The sequence below is a fragment of the Sulfuriferula sp. AH1 genome (assembly GCF_002162035.1).
Classification (GTDB): Bacteria; Pseudomonadota; Gammaproteobacteria; order Burkholderiales; family Sulfuriferulaceae; genus Sulfuriferula.
The window spans coordinates 2,060,671-2,077,613 of the sequence record NZ_CP021138.1; the positions used below are offsets into that span (position 1 = coordinate 2,060,671).

Sequence of the window (16,943 nt, forward strand, 5' to 3'; positions counted from 1 at the left end):
ATCATCCTATCAGTCGTCCATTCTTCATACGATATCCGGCCGTCGCCAACGCACCCAGACCCTGTCCACCATGCGCGTGACATATCGCACACGCCAGCGCATCAGCCGCATCAGGGCTGGGAACGCCAGGCAGATTCAACAGCCGCTTGACCATTTCCTGCACCTGGTCCTTGGCTGCGTGACCGTTGCCCACTACCGATTGCTTGACCTGCAGTGCCGTGTATTCGGCCACCGGCAAGTCATGCAGTACCGCCGCGCATATCGCCGCGCCGCGCGCCTGCCCAAGCAGCAGAGTCGATTGCGGGTTTACGTTGACAAATACCTTTTCTATCGCCACTTGCTGAGGCTGATTAACGGCGATCACTTCACCCAGACCTGCCAGTATCACTTTCAGGCGTTGCGGCAATTCGCCCTCGCCGCTCCGGATACAACCGCTCGTCACGTACACCAGGCGATTGCCGATTTTTTCCAGCACGCCGAATCCGGTTACACGCAAACCCGGGTCTATGCCCAGAATCCGTATCGTCAAAACCATTCCTTAATCACAGTCACCCCTTGCGGCCAAGCGGATTCGCCATCTCTATGCTATTTTACCCGTCCCGTCTCATTCCTGCTGATTTTTTGGCACTTTTGCTATACTAACCGCTCGTCATGCTCAACCAGACTCGCGATGCCTAGCCCAAACCACGAATATATAGCCCCGACATGGTTACCGGGAGGTAATTTACAAACACTTTACCCCTATTTCTTTGCTGCCAGACCCAAACTACATTACCGCCGCGAACGCTGGGAGCTGCCCGACGGCGACTTTCTGGATCTGGACTGGGTAGATAACCCGCTCGATCAGCCGCTGGTCGTGCTGTTCCACGGACTGGAAGGCAACTCGCACGGATTTTATTCACTGGCGCTGATGCAGCAAATCAAACAACGTGGATGGCGCGGGGTCGTCGTCCATTTTCGTGGTTGCTCAGGTGAACCCAATCGCCTGCCGCGTGCCTATTTCGCCGGCGACAGCGCTGAAATCAACTACGTACTGCGCCGGCTGCGCGATCAGGAAACAGCGTCCACGATTTACGCTGTCGGCGTCTCTCTCGGCGGCAACGCGCTCTTGAAATGGCTGGGCGAACAGGCTGCTGCAGCCAATGGCATCATTCAGGCAGCCGCTGGCATTTCAGCGCCGCTTGACCTTACTGCCGCGGGCAATGCGCTTGACCGCGGCTTTAACCAGTTGTTTTATACCCGGCATTTCCTGATCACATTAAAACAGACCGCCTTGCAAAAACTCGAAAAATTCCCCAACCTGTTCGATGCTGCTCGCGTGCGTGCCGCCACTACCTTGCGCGAATTCGACGATGTGGTAACCGCGCCGTTACATGGTTATCGCGATGCCGAAGAATACTGGCGCACCGCGTCCAGCAAGCCGGGCTTGCTCCGTATTACGATCCCCACTCTGATCATCAACGCCAAAAACGACCCTTTCCTGCCGGCTAGCGCCTTGCCCGAGCAGAACGAGGTGTCGCCCGCCGTCACGCTCAATTACCCGGAACAAGGCGGTCATGTCGGTTTCCATAGCGGGGCTTTTCCCGGACATGTTAACTGGCTTCCCAAATATGTTCTTCATTATCTGGAACGCAACATGTAAGAACTTGTCCGACAAACCGGTTGCAGGTATGCTTATCGTCATAATAGCGCTTTAAGCTGCAAGCGAATTCGAGATGTATCAATCAATCAGGGGAATCTCCATGCAAAACCTACCTCAGGAAATCTTCAAGGCCTACGACGTACGCGGCATCGTGGGCAAAACCCTCACCCCGGAAATCGTCGAAGCCATTGGTCACGCCATCGGCTCGGAAGCGGTTGCCCGCAACCAGAGCGCCATCTGCATCGGCCGTGATGGTCGATTGTCAGGCCCCGAGCTGGCAGCAGCACTGGCCCGCGGCATCCAGAAAGCGGGGATCAACGTTATCGACATCGGCATGGTTGCAACACCCATGACCTATTTTGCCGCATATCAGCTCAACACCAATTCGGCAGTCATGGTCACCGGCTCGCATAATCCCCCCGATTACAATGGACTTAAAATGGTTCTGGGCGGCGAGACCCTGTCCGGCGACACGATCCAGAATCTGCGCAAACGGCTGGAAAACAATGACCTCGCACATGGCAACGGCACTTATAGCCAGCACGACATTGCGCCGGAATATCTGGATCGCATCACCAACGACATCAGGCTGGCCCGCCCCATGAAAATCATCGTCGATGCCGGCAATGGCGTGCCCGGGGCTTTCGGCCCTGAACTGTACCGCCGGTTGGGCTGCACCGTCGAGGAGATGTTCTGCGAGGTTGACGGCAATTTCCCCAACCACCATCCGGACCCTTCCCAGCCCGCCAATCTGATTGACCTGATTGCACGTCTTAAAACCAGCGATGCTGAAATCGGCCTGGCCTTCGACGGCGACGGCGACAGATTAGGCGTGGTCACCAAGGATGGCACCATTATTTTCCCAGATCGTCAGCTCATGCTGTTTGCCGATGATGTCCTGAGCAGAAACCCGAATGCCGAGATCATCTTTGATGTAAAATCCACCCGCAATCTATTTCCATGGATCCGGGCCCGCGGCGGACGTCCGTTATTATGGAAAACCGGTCACAGTTTCATCAAATCCAAAATGAAAGAAACCGGCGCCTTGCTGGCAGGCGAAATGTCCGGCCATGTCTTCTTCAAGGAACGCTGGTATGGTTTCGACGACGGCCTGTACGCCGGCGCGCGATTACTGGAATACCTGAGCAAACAGGCCGACATCAACACCACGCTGCACAGCTTGCCCGATACGGTGAACACTCCGGAGCTCAATATTCTCATGGCCGAAGGCGAGCATTACAAACTCATGGACAAGCTGAAAACCAGTGCGACCTTTACCGGTGCCGAAAACATCATCAAGCTGGACGGCTTGCGTGTCGAATACGCTGACGGCTTCGGTCTGGCCCGCCCATCCAATACAACGCCGGTCATCGTCTTGCGTTTCGAAGCGGATACGCAGGACGGGTTAGGGCGCATACAGGCCGATTTCAGGCGCGTATTCACTGAAGCGGCCCCCGATTTAACCTTGCCTTTTTAATAAATCATGGATATTGCACACATAGGTATCGTCTCCATCTCCGACCGCGCATCCACCGGCGTATATGAAGACAAAGGTATCCCAGCGTTACAAAGCTGGCTGCAAAATGCATTGATCAATCAATGCGAATTTGAAACACGGCTGATACCTGACGAACAGCCTCTTATTGAAGAAACGCTAAAAGTCCTGGCGGATACCCACCGTTGCGACCTGATACTCACGACTGGCGGCACAGGCCCCGCACCCCGCGACGTCACACCGGAAGCCACCCTGGCCGTGGCCGACAAGGTCATGCCCGGATTCGGTGAAGCCATGCGTGCCGTGAGCCTGAAATACGTACCTACTGCCATTCTCTCTCGTCAGGTAGGTGTGGTGCGCGGCAACAGCCTGATTATCAACCTGCCAGGACAACCCAAAGCGATCGCAGAAACCCTTGATGGTGTGTTTTCAGCCATACCTTATTGCATCGATTTGATAGGTGGCGCCTATCTGGAAACTCGTCCGGAAATAATCCAGGTTTTCCGGCCCAAAAGTAGCAAAAAAGCAACAAATTGATGAACAATTACTATCCCCTCCAATTTCAATGGTGGTATTCTCATTTTTCAATTTATCATGCCAAATCCATTACGTGCGGTAGCGCACATAACCAGTGGATTTATCATGATAAAGTCTTTATGTTGGCAGGCGTATAGTTGACAACGAATTTTTATAAACCAAAGGAGAATAATATGTCCCGTACCTTACGTAATCTGGTTGCAATTTCTTGCGCCATCATGGCTGGCCAGGCTGCCGCTGCAGACATGGATACCCGCCCTTACCTTGCTCCCAACGTTAATTATACTTTCACAGATAATGACTGGGGCGTAGATGACGCGATTGGTTTCGGCATTGCGCTGGGCAAACCGGTTTCCGAAAGCTTCAACCTAGAATTGAATGCCAACTACGCATCGCATAGCACCAACGTGACCGGCAGAACAGGCACACTGGACAACACCGGCCTGAGCGTCGATGCGTTATATTTCTTTAACCGCAATCCTGACTTCGCTCCTTACCTGGTTGCAGGTATCGGCGGTTTGAATAGCCGTGCTTCCAATGTAAATGAAACCAACTTCGCAGCCAACGCCGGTATCGGTTTCATGAAAATGTTTAACGGCGTCGGCTTCCGTTCCGATGTGCGTTATCGTTACACCGACAATGTCGGTTATACCCCGACCATCAATCCGGGCGACTGGATAGTCAGCGCAGGTCTGGTCATTCCATTGGGCGCAGCACCTGTTGCACCAGAACCTGCCCCAGCACCGGCTCCGGAACCTGTAGCAGCACCAGCTCCGGCACCGGAACCAGCTCCGGCTCCAGCTCCTGAAGTTGCGCGTCCGGAAGCTCACACCAAGATCATCCTGGAAGGTACCAATTTCGATTTCAACAAAGCCACCTTGCGCCCTGCCGGCAAGGCAAAACTTGATGAAAACGTCAAAGCTCTCACTCAGTACCCGGATATCAATGTTGAGATTTCCGGTCATACCGACAGCATCGGTTCAGCCAAATACAATATGAAGCTGTCTGAAAAGCGTGCCATGACCGTGAAGAAATACATGGAGTCCAAAGGTATCGCGGCTGACCGCATGACCACCAAAGGTTATGGCGAGACCAAGCCTATCGCCAGCAACAAGACCAAAGCTGGCCGCGCAGAAAACCGTCGCGTAGAAATTGAAATCATGAACTAAGCAGCACCCGTACCAAATAAAAAAGCCGCAGCTTACTGCGGCTTTTTTATTGTCTGAAAAAACAACTATCCCTGCACCGACTCCCACATTTTCTGCAGGCGCTTGACTGAGACTGGCTGCGGCGTTTTCAGGCTTTGCGCGAACAGCGAAATGCGCAGTTCTTCCAGCTGCCAGCGAAACTCCTGCAGTTGCGGATCGTCCACACCTGCCTTGCGATGTTTCAGCTCACGCGCCTGCCATTGCGCGGTCAATGCAGCCAGCGTCGCCGTATGCTGCTGATCCTGCGCCAACCGGTCCGGCAACTTGTCCAGACGCTGCTGCACGCCTTGCAGATAACGCGGCAGATGCTGCAGGCGCAACCACGGCGTCGTCGTGACAAACCCAGGATAAACCAGCTGATGCAATTGCCCTGCCACGTCTTTGGTTACATGCGGCCATGGCGTTTTGAGCCTGGGCGCCAACTGTTGATACAGCGTCAGCACCTGCGCGATGATACGCGTCAACGCATCGGCAACCGGTTTGATACGCGCCCGCGCCCTGACGAGTTGCGCATCGAATTGGGCAGCGGTACGCGGCAACGGATCATCACCCAGGCACGCTCGTTCGGCGATGGCAGCAAGCAGGGCTTCGCGCAGATCGTCGGCATCGCCGAACTGCCGATAGGCCAATGCCAGCCGCGTAAAATCGGGGATGTTCTTTTCCAGATACCTGAACTGTTCGATCAGATGCAACCGGCACAGCCGCACCACCCCGTGCCGGTGGGCGCGTTCCGCCGCGGCAGGTGTATCCAGCAGGCGCAAAGCCACGCTGTCCTGCTCGTCGATAATCGCAGGATAACCGGTGACGGACTGACCGGCGCGGGTAAACGGCAACGATTCCGGCACATCGCCGAAATCCCAGCGCTTGAATCCAGTTTGCTCAAAGGTGTTATCCGGCGCACTGAAGGTCAGCTGCGCCGCTTCGCCCAGTTGCTGGCGCAAAGCCTGCAAATCCCGGCCCATCGCCAGTTCCTGTCCACGCTCATCGACTACACGGAAATTCATCTGCAAATGCAGCGGCGGTGCATCATGCCAGTCACTGGCCGCAATTTTCAGACCGCTGCGTTTCGCCAGCCAGGCGGCCAGCGCTTCGGTCAATGCCGAGTTCGCAGTCAGTGCCGACATGGCGGCAGTGACCGTATCCGGCACCGGCACGAACACACGGCGCAAATGCTTGGGCAGCGCCTTCACATACCAGCCCAGCTTTTCCCGCAGCATACCCGGCACCAGCCAGTCGAAACGCCATGCAGGCAAGGCGTTCAGCAATGCCAGCGGCACCGTTACCGTCACCCCGTCCAGCACATGCCCCGGCTCGAAACGGTATTGCAGCGGCAGGCTCAGACCGTCCCACTGCAGGGTCTGCGGAAACCAGTCTTCGGTAATGCTACCGGCGTCATGCCGCATCACATCGTCACGGCTTAAATACAGCAGGCGCGGGTTTGCCCGCTCCGCCTCGCGCCTCCAGCGCTCGAAACCGCTGCCGTTGACGATATCCGCCGGTATGCGCGCATCGAAGAACGCGAACAGCCGTTCTTCGTCCACCAGCACATCCTGGCGCCGCGCCTTGTGCTCCAGCGCACTGACTTCGTTGAGCAATTGCTGGTTATGCGCGGAAAATGCCGCACGGGTGTCGAATTCGCCCGCCACCAGTGCGGAACGAATGAAAATACGGCGGCTCTCGACCGGATCGATGGCGCCGTAATGCACGCTGCGGCGCGGAATAATAATCAGGCCGAACAGTTGCACTTGCTCAAAGGCGCTTACCTGCGCAGTTTTCTTCTGCCAGTGCGGGTCGAAATAATTGCGTTTCAGCAGGTGCGCGGCGATGCTTTCCAGCCATTCCGGCTCTATTTTTGCCGCCGTGCGCGCATACAGTCGCGTGGTCTCGATCAGCTCGGCCGCCATTACCCATTTCGGCGGCTTCTTCGCCAGTGCCGAACCAGGGTGCACAAAAAACCTGATGCCGCGGGCACCCTGGAAACCCCCTTCGTCCATTTTCACGCCGATATTGCCGAGAAAGCCGGTCAGCAGGGCCTTATGAATGGCTTCGTAATTGGCCGGCCCGGCATTCTCGGCCAGACCGAGTTCGGATGCGGTGGCCGCCAGTTGCCCATGCACCTCGCGCCACTCCCTTAAGCGGGTAGGATTGAGAAAATGCTCGCGGCAGGTTTCCTGCAACTTGCGGTTGGATTTTTTATGCCGAAGCGCTTCGTCATAGAATTCCCATAATTTAAGCAGGCCGGCGAAATCGGAAGTCTCGTCGGCAAACGCGCGATGGCGGTCATCCGCTGCACCTGCCTGCGCTGCCGGACGCTCGCGCGGATCCTGCACCGACAACGCCGCGCACAGGATCAATGCCTCGCGCAAACAGCCGTACTGCTGCGCCGCCAGCAACACCCGCCCGATTTTCGGATCCAGCGGCAAGCGCGCCAGCTGCTTGCCTATTGCCGTCAAACGCCGGGTGGCATCTATCGCGTTCAACTCTTCCAGCAATTGATAGCCGTCCGCAATCAGGCGAGGCGCTGGCGCATCCAGAAACGGGAAATCGGCAGGCTGCCCCAGCCGCAGTGCCGACATGCGCAAGATCACGCCGGCCAGCGAGGTGCGCAGAATTTCCGGATCGGTATATTCCGGACGTGCCGCATATTCCTGTTCGGCATACAAACGGATGCATACGCCGGCCGCGACCCGGCCGCAGCGGCCGGAACGCTGATTGGCGGAAGCCTGCGACACCGGCTCGGTGAACAGCTGATCGACCTTGTTGCGTGCCGAGTAACGCAATATCCGCGCATAACCGGGGTCGATGACATAGCGTATCCCCGGCACGGTCAGCGAAGTTTCCGCGACGTTGGTCGCCAGCACGATACGGCGGGCGTTGGTCGGCTGAAAAATGCGTTCCTGCTCCTTGACCGACAGCCGCGCAAACAGCGGCAGTATCTCGGTATGCGGCGGATGGTGTTTGCGCAAGGCTTCGGCGGTATCGCGAATTTCGCGCTCTCCAGGCAGGAATACCAGAATATCGCCCTCGCCCAGCCGCACCAGTTCATCCGTTGCGTCCAGTATCGCTTGCGTGATCCGCTCCTCATCGGTTTCGCGAGCTTTCCGCCCCTCCTCGGCCCGCTCGGGTGCGAGGACAGGACGATAACGGATTTCCACCGGGTAAGTCCGTCCCGACACTTCGATGACCGGCGCCTGATTGAAATGCCTGGAGAAACGCTCGGCGTCAATGGTCGCGGAGGTAATGATGATTTTCAGTTCGGGCCTGCGCACCATGAGCTGGCGCAGATAACCCAGCAGAAAATCGATATTCAGACTGCGCTCATGCGCCTCGTCAATGATGATGGTGTCGTATTCGCGCAAATCGCGGTTGCCGGTGGTTTCCGCCAGCAGCATGCCGTCGGTGAGCACCTTGATCACACTGTCGGCGCGCACCTGATCGCTGAAACGCACCTTGTAGCCGACGCCTTCGCCCACCCGCGTGCCCAGCTCCTGCGCCACGCGCGACGCCACAGTGCGCGCTGCGATACGCCGCGGCTGAGTACAGGCTATGCGCCCAAGCTGACCGCGCCCGGCTTGCAGACAGATTTTCGGCAGCTGCGTGGTTTTGCCGGAACCGGTCGCACCGCAGACGATGACAGCCTGATGCTGCCGTATGGCTGCGATGATTTCCTGATGTCGTGCTGATACGGGTAGAGCTTCGGGGTAGTTGATTACGGAAGGTTGCCAGTAACGCGGCGGAGTAGTGGTTTCTGTCATTTATTATTTACATAATGTTTATCGTCAAACGTCGCCACCCATTGCGGGCGATATACCACCAGTACCGTCATCAGCATGCCGGTGGTCACCGCTTCCGACCACGCCATCAGCAGGAAATAAGGCAGGTAGGTATGCGCCAAATCGGTAAATGCATAAGCGCCGATTTCCGTCAGCGCCAGTGTCGCCGCTACGCCCGTCAGTCCGACAGCCAGAGCGGCCCCCACGAAAGCATTGATAAAGATATAAATGAACAGGTGATTAGGCAGGTAACGATCCGCAAAGCGGTATATCCACCAGCTCACCGTGACCGGCACGACCCCCATCAACAACGCATTGAGCGCAAAAGCGTGCCATCCGCCATCCCAGGCAGTGGTCAGCAATAACACCAGCATCAGCCCCAGCAATGCAAACCAGGGGCCGAATAGCAGCGTCAGCAGCGTCGCCCCCAGGATATGCAGATTCAAGCCGGGGCGTATGCCCGCCTTGATCTGCCAGAAACCCAGCACCAGTACACAAGCGCCCAGCATCAGATTCAAGATGCCGGGTTTGCGCAACACCAGCCAGGGCGTCGAACGTAACGTCCATGCCAGCATCAGCGCAAATACCAGCCAAAGCCAGTCCAGCGTTGATGGTAACAAACTGTCCGTAAGATTCACAATATGCTTACCCCCATATTAATTTCAGACCAATCAGGATCGTCACGATTTCAAATGAGCGCTTGATCCATAAATTGCCTTTCCTGATGGCGATATGGCTACCCAGGTAACCGCCGAGTATCGAACCGGCAAGCAATGCAGGCATCCAGCCCCAGGCAATATGCCCGAGATAACCCAGCACCAGCGCCCCGGTGCCATTCCATAGCAGGCCGCAGAGCACTAAAGTATAAGCGACCGCACGCTGGTAATCGAGTCCGAAATAGCGGATCAGCCAGATGGTCAGAAACAATCCCGTACCCGAGGTCACCGAACCGTTCAGAAACCCGACCACGAACAGCCCGAGCATACCGAGCAGCAAAGCGGAGCCGGATTGATGACGAGGCGCGTATTCCATGCCGAGTTTGGGTTTGAATACCGAATAAACGCCCAGACCGAGGGTCAGCACACCCAGCAGCAGCATGGCTATCCTGGGAGGAATAACGAGAATCACGCTCGCCCCCAACACCACGCCCGGTAAACCCGCACCCAGAATAATCAGCGACAAACGGCGTTCGAGCTGGTTATTCTTCAGATGGCGCATCGTTGCGCCGAGGCCCAGCGCGACACTGGCGACTTTATGCGTTGCCAGCGCCACTGCGAATGGCAGCCCCAGAAAAATCAGTATCGGAAACTGTATCAGTCCCGCGCCGCCACCGGATAAAGCCGAGAACCAGTTCGCTGCAAACGATGCCGCAAACAACACTAACTGATCAGCAAAACCGGTCATCAGGTTCCCATCAACGACCGGTAATGCCCGCAGTCACTGGTGTCAGAGTATAGAACAACTGCAATGTCTGGTCGGCACATAAAGCCAGTACGGCATCAACCTGCGCCTGGGTCAGCACCAGCTCGACAATCACCGGCAATTCGCCGCCCAGCTCGAAAAAGGTATCCTCATGCAAACCGTGCCGCCCGAAACCGGCACTGGCACGCAATACCGTACCACCTGCGACACCCAATTGACGGGCGCTATCCAGCAGCCAGTCAGGCAGCAGATGTCCATGATGCTGCTGTCCCTCACGAGCATATAAACGCAAACAGATTTGCTGCATGATTAACCCCTCAACATTTTGTAAGTCCATACACCCAGCGCAGTCATCGCTACCGAACCGGCCAGATGCAGACTCACCGACAGCGCACCCCAACCCAATTGCTGCCGGGACAACAAGGTAAACACTTCGGCCGAAAAAGTCGAGAATGTAGTCAATCCACCCATAAAACCGGTGATGATCAACAGCCGCCATTCCGGCGACAGTCCCGGCTGCTGCGCAAAAAAAGCAATGGCAAGGCCGATCAGATAACCGCCGAGCAGATTTGCGGCCAGGGTTCCCATGGGCAGCGTCGGAAATACCGGGTTCAACCACAGCCCCAGCCCCCAGCGCAGCCATGCACCAAGCGCCGCACCTATACCTATGGCAATAAAAGCTGAAATACCCATCACATTTTACAAATCGGATCGTTGTTGGGATGTAACGCGCTGGATGCTAGGTTAGCAAACAGGGCATCGATTTCCTCCAGACTGAAATGCGTCATCAGGCGATTGGCGATATCCGGCGAGACAGCTACCGTCGTGGTCCGGCCATCGGGCAAAGTCACACGGAAGCCGGCGACATGTTTTTCCAGCCCGCCCGCTTCCTCCTCAGTGAGCCGCATCTGCTCGTCCTGCAGGGAGTCATAAGTCGCTTCCAGTTCATGCATCAGCGCATCTGTGAGCTGGTTTTCCGGCACCGCAACCACCCAGCCGAAATGGTCATCCCGGACTGTACTGGCAAGTTGCAGGCTCTTCAGATACGCGACGAAGCGATCACGGATACCTGCATCAAAGAAAATAAAATCCAGCATGATTTATCGCTTCTTATCCTGCGGACGGTTTTGCGGCAGCTGCTCCGGTACCGGCAAACCCACCCATTTCAATATCGCTGCGACCTGGGAGGATTCCAGCTCCAGCATTTGTCCGCGCTTCACTCGCGGCGGCAGATTCACCATGCCGAAACGCACCCGGATCAGCCGGCTCACCATCATGCCCATTTTTTCGAACATACGCCGTACTTCGCGGTTACGGCCTTCCTTGATGATCACCTGATACCAGCGATTCGAGCCTTCGCCGCCCATCTCGGCAATGCGTTCAAAATACGCCATGCCGTCTTCCAGTTCGATGCCGGCAGTCATGCTCTTCATCTGCTCCTGACTTAACTCGCCCATGATGCGCACGGTGTATTCGCGTTCCACTTCAAAGCTTGGATGCATCAGACGGTTGGCGAGTTCGCCACTGGTAGTAAAAATCAGCAATCCCTCGGTATTGAAATCCAGCCGGCCTATCGCCACCCACTTGCCGTTACGTACCCGGGGCAACGCATCGAACACGGTTTTACGCGCTTTGGGATCGTCGCGGCTGACTATTTCGCCTTCCTGCTTGTGGTAAATCAGCACACGTGGCAGTTCGACGTCAAAACCCAGTTTCACCGGGCGCTTATCCACCAGCACCCTGTCACCCGGCGAGACGCGCTCGCCCAAAGCGGCTGTAATCCCGTTGACCGACACACGCCCTGCAGTAATCCAGGTTTCCATCTCGCGTCGCGAACCCAGGCCGGCAGCGGCCAGCATTTTCTGCAGCTTTTGTGCGCCGGCGTGTGTTTCGTTTGCTTCCGGCGCAGCCGCAGGCGCTTCAGCTGCATGACGGCGCGGCGCTTCTGCCTTCTGTCTGCGCTCACCCAACGGCGCCTTTATATCTTTGGAAAATTTCGGCTCGGCGAGGGTGGCAGCAGGTTTACGCGAACGGCGTATAGGAGAAGCGGGCATAATCTATCCAGGTTATTGCATATAATTCATGATTATACTGCAAAAGCTAGCTTTCCTCGGTTAAATCCAGCTGCGCAGTATGTGGATTGGGGGCCACCAGATTGCCCAGTTCAACCAGTGGCGGCAACTCGTCGAGCGCGCGCAAATTCAAATCGCTGAGCAATTGCGTGGTGGTCACATACAACGCCGGGCGGCCCGGCACTTCGCGATGCCCTACGGTTTTGATCCAGTCGCGCTGCTCGAGAGTCTTGATAATTTGCGTATTGACCGCAACACCCCGGATTTCTTCTATATCGCCGCGAGTTACCGGCTGTTTATAGGCGATTATCGCCAGCGTTTCCATCACTGCACGCGAATATCTGGGCGGCTTTTCCGGGTTAATGCGTTGCAGGTAACACTGATATTCCCGCCGCGTCTGAAAACGCCAGCCATCCGCGATCGTAACCAGCTCCAGCCCCCGGTTTTGCCATTCGTCGCGCAATTCGGCCAAGGCCCGACGCAGCATATCCGCTCCCAGCTCTTCGTCAAATGCGCCGCGCATCTGTTCCAGCGTAAGCGGCTCGGTGCTGGCGAACAGCAACGTTTCCAGTACGACTTTCAATTCGGCAATGTGCTTAATCGGCATGGGCTAAACGGACATAAATCGGCGCAAAATTCTGGTTCTGGGTAATTTCCACACGGCGTTCGCGGGCGAGTTCCAGCATGGCCAGGAATTTTACCACCAAGTGCGACACGCCCAGCTCCACTTCAAACAACGTAGTGAATTCCATAAACAGATCGCCCTGCAGCGCATTCAGTATTTGCCCCATCGCTTCGCGCACTGACAGCTCCTGGCGCCCTACCGTATGATTGCGCCGCGTGCCGGCACGGGCGAGCAAGCCCAGCCAGGCTTCTCGCAAATCCTCAGTGGAAATCTGCGGCAGCAATCTTTCGGCCTGTTCCTGCCAGACGCTTACCGCAAAAAAATCGCGATCGACCCGTGGCAGCTCGTCAAGCAGTTCGGCAGCCAGTTTCATTTGCTCGTACTCCAGCAAGCGTCGCACCAGCTCGGCACGCGGATCGGTTCCTTCGTCATTTTCATCAGCCAGCACCGGCCGCGGCAGCAACATGCGCGATTTTATCTCGATCAGCAATGCGGCCATCAGCAGGTATTCCGCCGCCAGTTCAAGCTGTTGCTTGCGCATCATGGTCACATATTCCATGTACTGCGCCGTCAGTCTGGCCATCGGGATATCCAGTACATCCAGGGAATGGCGGCGGATCAGGTACAGCAACAAATCCAGCGGGCCTTCGAAGGCGCCCAGATACACCGCCAGTGCTTCTGGCGGTATGTATAAATCCTGCGGCAGTTCTGTCAGCGGCTCGCCGTTGACCAGCGCCAGCACTGCCTGCGTCTCGATAACGTCGGGCGTCACGGCTGCACTACCACGCAGTTACGTCCCTGCGCCTTGGCATGATAAAGCGCGACATCCGCGTCGTGAATCAGCTGCCTGCCGATGCCGGTTTCATCCGATCCGTCATCCTCTATCGCAGCACCGGCCACGCCGATCGAAATAGTCAATGACAACGGCTCGTCCAGATTCTCGCAAAAAACATGGCTGCCGATGGCTCGCAAAATCCGGTGGGCGATTTCACTCGCAATTTCATGGTCCGCTCCAGGCAGCAGCGCGACGAACTCTTCGCCGCCATAGCGCGCGAAACTGTCACTGCCGCGCAATACGGACTGAATGACCTGGGCTGCCTGCTGCAGCACCATATCACCCACCGGATGTCCCCAGCGATCGTTAATTCGCTTGAAATGATCGAGGTCGAACATCATGGCTGCCAATGGCTGCTTGTGGCGCACCGCATGACTCACCGCCTCTTTTAACCGCGCGTCGAAATAGCGCCGGTTATTGACCTGCGTTAACGCATCGGTCAGCCCGAAACGCTCCAGCTTGTCGAAATACAATGAGTTTTCCAGACACATCACCAGAAACGCGGTCAGGCGCTCCAGAAAGTAAGTGCCGTTTGTCGCCCGGAAACGATTGCCGTCACGACTGGCCAGATGCAGGCCGCCCATCAGATTGCCCTGCCGCACCAATGGCAATAACGCCACCGAAGCCAATCGGTCGCTCCCGAACAATTCGCCATGAAAATCGGCCTGATATATTCCCAGACGGGGACGCAATGGCGGATGATAAAACCCGCGCAATTGGGATTTATGCGCGGCCAGCACCAGTCCCTTTTCGCAGAAAGCCGGCAAATGCGTATCGCCCAATACGCGCGCCCACTCCCCGCTTTCATCCAGCAACCACAAACGCACTTCATCGAGCTCGAAATCCCGCGGGAAATCGTGCAATACGATATTCACCAGTTGCGATAGCCCGCGCGTCTCCATCAATCGCTGCTCCAGTTGCCCGAAGCGCAGCAGTTTCTTTTCGTTCTTGCGCGCCTCAGTCAATAATGTATCAAGCTGCTCGCGCAATGGTTCGGTTTGCAAGTGCCATTCCCCTTTATGAGCATTGCCAAAAAATAATAAATCACCTGATGCCGAATACCAGAAGCGCCTTTAGCAGACGATATTCCGATGATATTTATCAGATAATCGCCAAAAAATGCAGTCCCGGCCAGTGCAGATTTATATTGTTGGCGGTGCTTCAAACTTATTCGTGATATTACACATCTCGGCTCAATATCGCTATTTTAACGTCTGAATCGCGTTGTGAGTTTTCTACATTCAGGTTATCGGGTAAACTCACAAAATTATGATTATTGTTTAGCATACTCAACAGGTAAAAAACATGCTCACAGGCAGTTTAGTCGCGATTGTTACCCCGATGTTTGAAGATGGCAGCCTCGATCTCGCAAGCTTGCGCGCTCTGGTCGACTGGCATATCGCGCAAAAAACCGACGGCATCGTCGTCGTGGGCACAACCGGCGAATCCCCGACCGTCAATCCGGAAGAGCACTGCTCGCTCATCCGCACCGTGGTCGAACACACTGCCGGACGCGTACCGGTCATTGCGGGCACTGGCGCCAATTCAACTTCGGAAGCCATTGAACTCACGCGCTGCGCGCTGTCCGCTGGCGCAGATTACGGCCTCTCGGTCGCCCCGTATTACAACAAGCCCGGACAGGAAGGCTTGTACCGCCATTTCAAAGCCATTGCGGAAGCAGTCGAGCTACCGCTCATGCTCTACAACGTGCCCGGTCGCACCGCAAGCGACATCAGCAACGATACCGCATTGCGTCTCGCGCAAATCCCCAACATTGTCGGCATCAAAGACGCCACCGGCAACATGGAACGCGCCACCGACCTGATCATGCGCGCCCCGAACGATTTCGCCCTCTATACCGGCGATGACGCCAGTGCACTGGCCTTCATGCTGCTGGGCGGACATGGCGTCATTTCCGTCACTGCCAATATCGCCCCCCTGTCCATGCACGAAATGTGTGTCGCGGCATTTAACGGCGAGATCCAGCGCGGACGGGAAATCAATCACACGCTATTCGGCCTGCACCGCAAATTATTCGTGGAAGCCAACCCCATCCCCGTCAAATGGGCCCTGGCGGAAATGGGACGGATCAAATCCGGTATCCGCTTGCCGCTTACAGAACTTTCCGCTGAACACCACGACATTTTACGCGCAGCCTTGCGCCAAGCTCATGCTATTTAAGGACTTATCAATGAAACGCACACCTTTATCAATCGCCCTCATTTGCGCTGGCGTTATCGTTAGCTTAGGCGGATGCAGTTCACTCGATATTCTGGAAACAAAAAAGATCGACTACAAGTCGGCAGGCAAGATCCCTACACTGGAAGTTCCTCCCGACTTGACCACGCCAACTACCGATAACCGCTATCAGGTTCCGGATCTTAATCCGGGCGGCAGCGCCACCTATTCGGCATACAACGCTGAACGCGGCGACAAGGCGAGCGCCGGCAGCGACGTATTGCCGACCCAGAACAAAGTTCGTCTGGAACGCGCAGGTAGCGAACGCTGGTTGGTAGTGGATGAATCCCCGGATAAAGTCTGGCCGATTCTGAAGGAATTCTGGCAAGAAAACGGTTTCATCCTGAATGAGGATCAGCCCGCCACCGGTATCATGGAAACCGAATGGGCAGAAAACCGCGCCAAAATTCCGCAGGATTTTATCCGCAAGACGATAGGCAAAGTTCTGGATGGCCTGTATTCGACCGGCGAACGGGATAAATTCCGTACCCGTATCGAACGCAATCCAAAAAATCCCAATGAAACGGAAATTTACATCAGTCATCGCGGCATGGTCGAAGTCTATGACGGCAGCGACAGCAAGCACACCGTGTGGCAGCCGCGCCCGGCCGATCCGAGCCTGGAAGCCGAGATGCTCAGCCGCCTGATGGTACGCCTCGGTGTAGAGAAAGCCCGAGCAGACGCCATGCTGGCGGAAAAGAGCCAGGGCGACCGGGCCCAGATCAGCAAATCCAGCGATGGCAACATGATGCTCACCGACAACGAATCGTTCGATCGCGCCTGGCGTCGTGTCGGTCTGGCGCTGGATCGCGTCGGCTTCACCGTGGTTGACCGTGATCGTGCCAAAGGCGTTTATTACGTACGTTACGTCGATCCCGAGCAGGATAATCAGACCGGCAAGAACAAGGGTTTCTTCAGCAAGCTCGCCTTCTGGAAGAGCAGCAGCAAGACCAACACCGAACAGTACCAGGTGGAATTATCAGAAAATCCGTCTGCAACCGGTACCGCTGTCCGCGTGCTCAGCGCAAAAGGCGAACCGGCACAACCGGAAACTGCCAACAAAATCATCAAGCTGTTATTGGAACAGCTTAAATAG

Annotated in this window: 17 protein-coding genes; 6 read left to right on the forward strand and 11 right to left on the reverse strand. The window is 56.1% G+C overall.

The annotated features are described in order from the left end of the window. Window position 1: 1 nt before the first annotated feature. Complete coding sequence (gene ruvC / locus CAP31_RS10455; protein ID WP_087447472.1) at window positions 2-535, reverse strand: crossover junction endodeoxyribonuclease RuvC; 534 nt, start codon at window positions 533-535, stop codon at window positions 2-4. A gap of 135 nt (window positions 536-670) precedes the next feature. On the opposite strand from ruvC, the gene CAP31_RS10460 reads away from it, so the two are divergent. From CAP31_RS10460 to CAP31_RS10475, 4 genes are all read left to right on the forward strand, one after another. Beyond that, window positions 671-1,642 carry a hydrolase gene (locus CAP31_RS10460; RefSeq protein ID WP_087447473.1) on the forward strand — a complete coding sequence of 324 codons (972 nt, stop codon included), beginning with the start codon at window positions 671-673 and terminating at the stop codon, window positions 1,640-1,642. Window positions 1,643-1,742: 100 nt separating this feature from the next. Next, window positions 1,743-3,119 (forward strand): phosphomannomutase/phosphoglucomutase, encoded by a 1,377-nt coding sequence (locus tag CAP31_RS10465; protein WP_087447474.1) that lies wholly within the window; start codon window positions 1,743-1,745, stop codon window positions 3,117-3,119. A 6-nt stretch (window positions 3,120-3,125) separates the two neighbouring features. Then, the gene (gene mog, locus CAP31_RS10470) at window positions 3,126-3,674 is read left to right on the forward strand and encodes a molybdopterin adenylyltransferase (protein WP_087447475.1); all 549 of its coding nucleotides are present in this window, start codon (window positions 3,126-3,128) and stop codon (window positions 3,672-3,674) included. Between the two features lie 173 nt (window positions 3,675-3,847). Further along, window positions 3,848-4,843, forward strand: coding sequence for an OmpA family protein (locus tag CAP31_RS10475; RefSeq protein ID WP_087447476.1), 996 nt, complete (start codon window positions 3,848-3,850; stop codon window positions 4,841-4,843). A 65-nt stretch (window positions 4,844-4,908) separates the two neighbouring features. Here the strand turns inward: CAP31_RS10475 and hrpA are convergent, their stop codons facing one another. Genes hrpA through CAP31_RS10525 form a run of 10 tightly spaced genes read right to left on the reverse strand, consistent with a single transcriptional unit; the run spans window position 4,909 to window position 14,613 of the window. Next, entirely contained in the window at window positions 4,909-8,637 is a 3,729-nt protein-coding gene (gene hrpA, locus CAP31_RS10480; RefSeq protein ID WP_087447477.1) for an ATP-dependent RNA helicase HrpA, read from the reverse strand. Next, a complete protein-coding gene (locus CAP31_RS10485) occupies window positions 8,634-9,293 on the reverse strand; it encodes an energy-coupling factor ABC transporter permease (RefSeq protein ID WP_087447478.1) in 660 nt (219 codons plus the stop codon). The genes hrpA and CAP31_RS10485 overlap by 4 nt, the downstream gene beginning before the upstream one ends. Window positions 9,294-9,300: 7 nt before the next feature. Next, on the reverse strand, window positions 9,301-10,059 hold the full coding sequence (locus CAP31_RS10490) for a sulfite exporter TauE/SafE family protein (protein ID WP_087447479.1): 759 nt from the start codon (window positions 10,057-10,059) through the stop codon (window positions 9,301-9,303). Between the two features lie 10 nt (window positions 10,060-10,069). Continuing rightward, on the reverse strand, window positions 10,070-10,384 hold the full coding sequence (locus CAP31_RS10495) for a DUF190 domain-containing protein (RefSeq protein ID WP_087447480.1): 315 nt from the start codon (window positions 10,382-10,384) through the stop codon (window positions 10,070-10,072). A 2-nt stretch (window positions 10,385-10,386) separates the two neighbouring features. Further along, entirely contained in the window at window positions 10,387-10,770 is a 384-nt protein-coding gene (gene crcB / locus CAP31_RS10500) for a fluoride efflux transporter CrcB (RefSeq protein ID WP_087447481.1), read from the reverse strand. After that, window positions 10,770-11,174, reverse strand: coding sequence for a hypothetical protein (locus tag CAP31_RS10505; RefSeq protein WP_087447482.1), 405 nt, complete (start codon window positions 11,172-11,174; stop codon window positions 10,770-10,772). Before CAP31_RS10505 ends, crcB begins: the two co-directional genes overlap by 1 nt. 3 nt (window positions 11,175-11,177) lie before the next feature. Further along, the gene (locus CAP31_RS10510; protein ID WP_087447483.1) at window positions 11,178-12,131 is read right to left on the reverse strand and encodes a pseudouridine synthase; all 954 of its coding nucleotides are present in this window, start codon (window positions 12,129-12,131) and stop codon (window positions 11,178-11,180) included. A 46-nt stretch (window positions 12,132-12,177) separates the two neighbouring features. Next, a complete protein-coding gene (gene scpB / locus CAP31_RS10515) occupies window positions 12,178-12,756 on the reverse strand; it encodes an SMC-Scp complex subunit ScpB (protein WP_087447484.1) in 579 nt (192 codons plus the stop codon). Further along, window positions 12,746-13,546, reverse strand: coding sequence for a ScpA family protein (locus CAP31_RS10520; protein ID WP_223247254.1), 801 nt, complete (start codon window positions 13,544-13,546; stop codon window positions 12,746-12,748). Before CAP31_RS10520 ends, scpB begins: the two co-directional genes overlap by 11 nt. Further along, window positions 13,543-14,613, reverse strand: a complete 1,071-nt coding sequence (locus CAP31_RS10525) for a DUF484 family protein (RefSeq protein ID WP_087447486.1) — start codon at window positions 14,611-14,613, stop codon at window positions 13,543-13,545. The genes CAP31_RS10520 and CAP31_RS10525 overlap by 4 nt, the downstream gene beginning before the upstream one ends. A 301-nt stretch (window positions 14,614-14,914) precedes the next feature. Here CAP31_RS10525 and dapA point away from each other — a divergent pair, with 301 nt between their 5' ends. Together dapA and bamC are read left to right on the forward strand one after the other, a co-directional pair. Continuing rightward, complete coding sequence (gene dapA / locus CAP31_RS10530) at window positions 14,915-15,790, forward strand: 4-hydroxy-tetrahydrodipicolinate synthase (protein WP_087447487.1); 876 nt, start codon at window positions 14,915-14,917, stop codon at window positions 15,788-15,790. 10 nt (window positions 15,791-15,800) lie between these two features. Then, window positions 15,801-16,943, forward strand: coding sequence for an outer membrane protein assembly factor BamC (gene bamC, locus CAP31_RS10535; protein ID WP_087447488.1), 1,143 nt, complete (start codon window positions 15,801-15,803; stop codon window positions 16,941-16,943).

Coding starts and splice junctions, on each gene's coding strand:
- ruvC (WP_087447472.1), bottom strand. CDS start 535: ATGGTTTTGACGATACGGATTCTGGGCATAGACCCGGGTTTGCGTGTA.
- dapA (WP_087447487.1), top strand. CDS start 14,915: ATGCTCACAGGCAGTTTAGTCGCGATTGTTACCCCGATGTTTGAAGAT.
- CAP31_RS10505 (WP_087447482.1), bottom strand. CDS start 11,174: ATGCTGGATTTTATTTTCTTTGATGCAGGTATCCGTGATCGCTTCGTC.
- CAP31_RS10465 (WP_087447474.1), top strand. CDS start 1,743: ATGCAAAACCTACCTCAGGAAATCTTCAAGGCCTACGACGTACGCGGC.
- CAP31_RS10490 (WP_087447479.1), bottom strand. CDS start 10,059: ATGACCGGTTTTGCTGATCAGTTAGTGTTGTTTGCGGCATCGTTTGCA.
- CAP31_RS10510 (WP_087447483.1), bottom strand. CDS start 12,131: ATGCCCGCTTCTCCTATACGCCGTTCGCGTAAACCTGCTGCCACCCTC.
- scpB (WP_087447484.1), bottom strand. CDS start 12,756: ATGCCGATTAAGCACATTGCCGAATTGAAAGTCGTACTGGAAACGTTG.
- hrpA (WP_087447477.1), bottom strand. CDS start 8,637: ATGACAGAAACCACTACTCCGCCGCGTTACTGGCAACCTTCCGTAATC.
- CAP31_RS10460 (WP_087447473.1), top strand. CDS start 671: ATGCCTAGCCCAAACCACGAATATATAGCCCCGACATGGTTACCGGGA.
- crcB (WP_087447481.1), bottom strand. CDS start 10,770: ATGGGTATTTCAGCTTTTATTGCCATAGGTATAGGTGCGGCGCTTGGT.
- mog (WP_087447475.1), top strand. CDS start 3,126: ATGGATATTGCACACATAGGTATCGTCTCCATCTCCGACCGCGCATCC.
- CAP31_RS10495 (WP_087447480.1), bottom strand. CDS start 10,384: ATGCAGCAAATCTGTTTGCGTTTATATGCTCGTGAGGGACAGCAGCAT.
- bamC (WP_087447488.1), top strand. CDS start 15,801: ATGAAACGCACACCTTTATCAATCGCCCTCATTTGCGCTGGCGTTATC.
- CAP31_RS10475 (WP_087447476.1), top strand. CDS start 3,848: ATGTCCCGTACCTTACGTAATCTGGTTGCAATTTCTTGCGCCATCATG.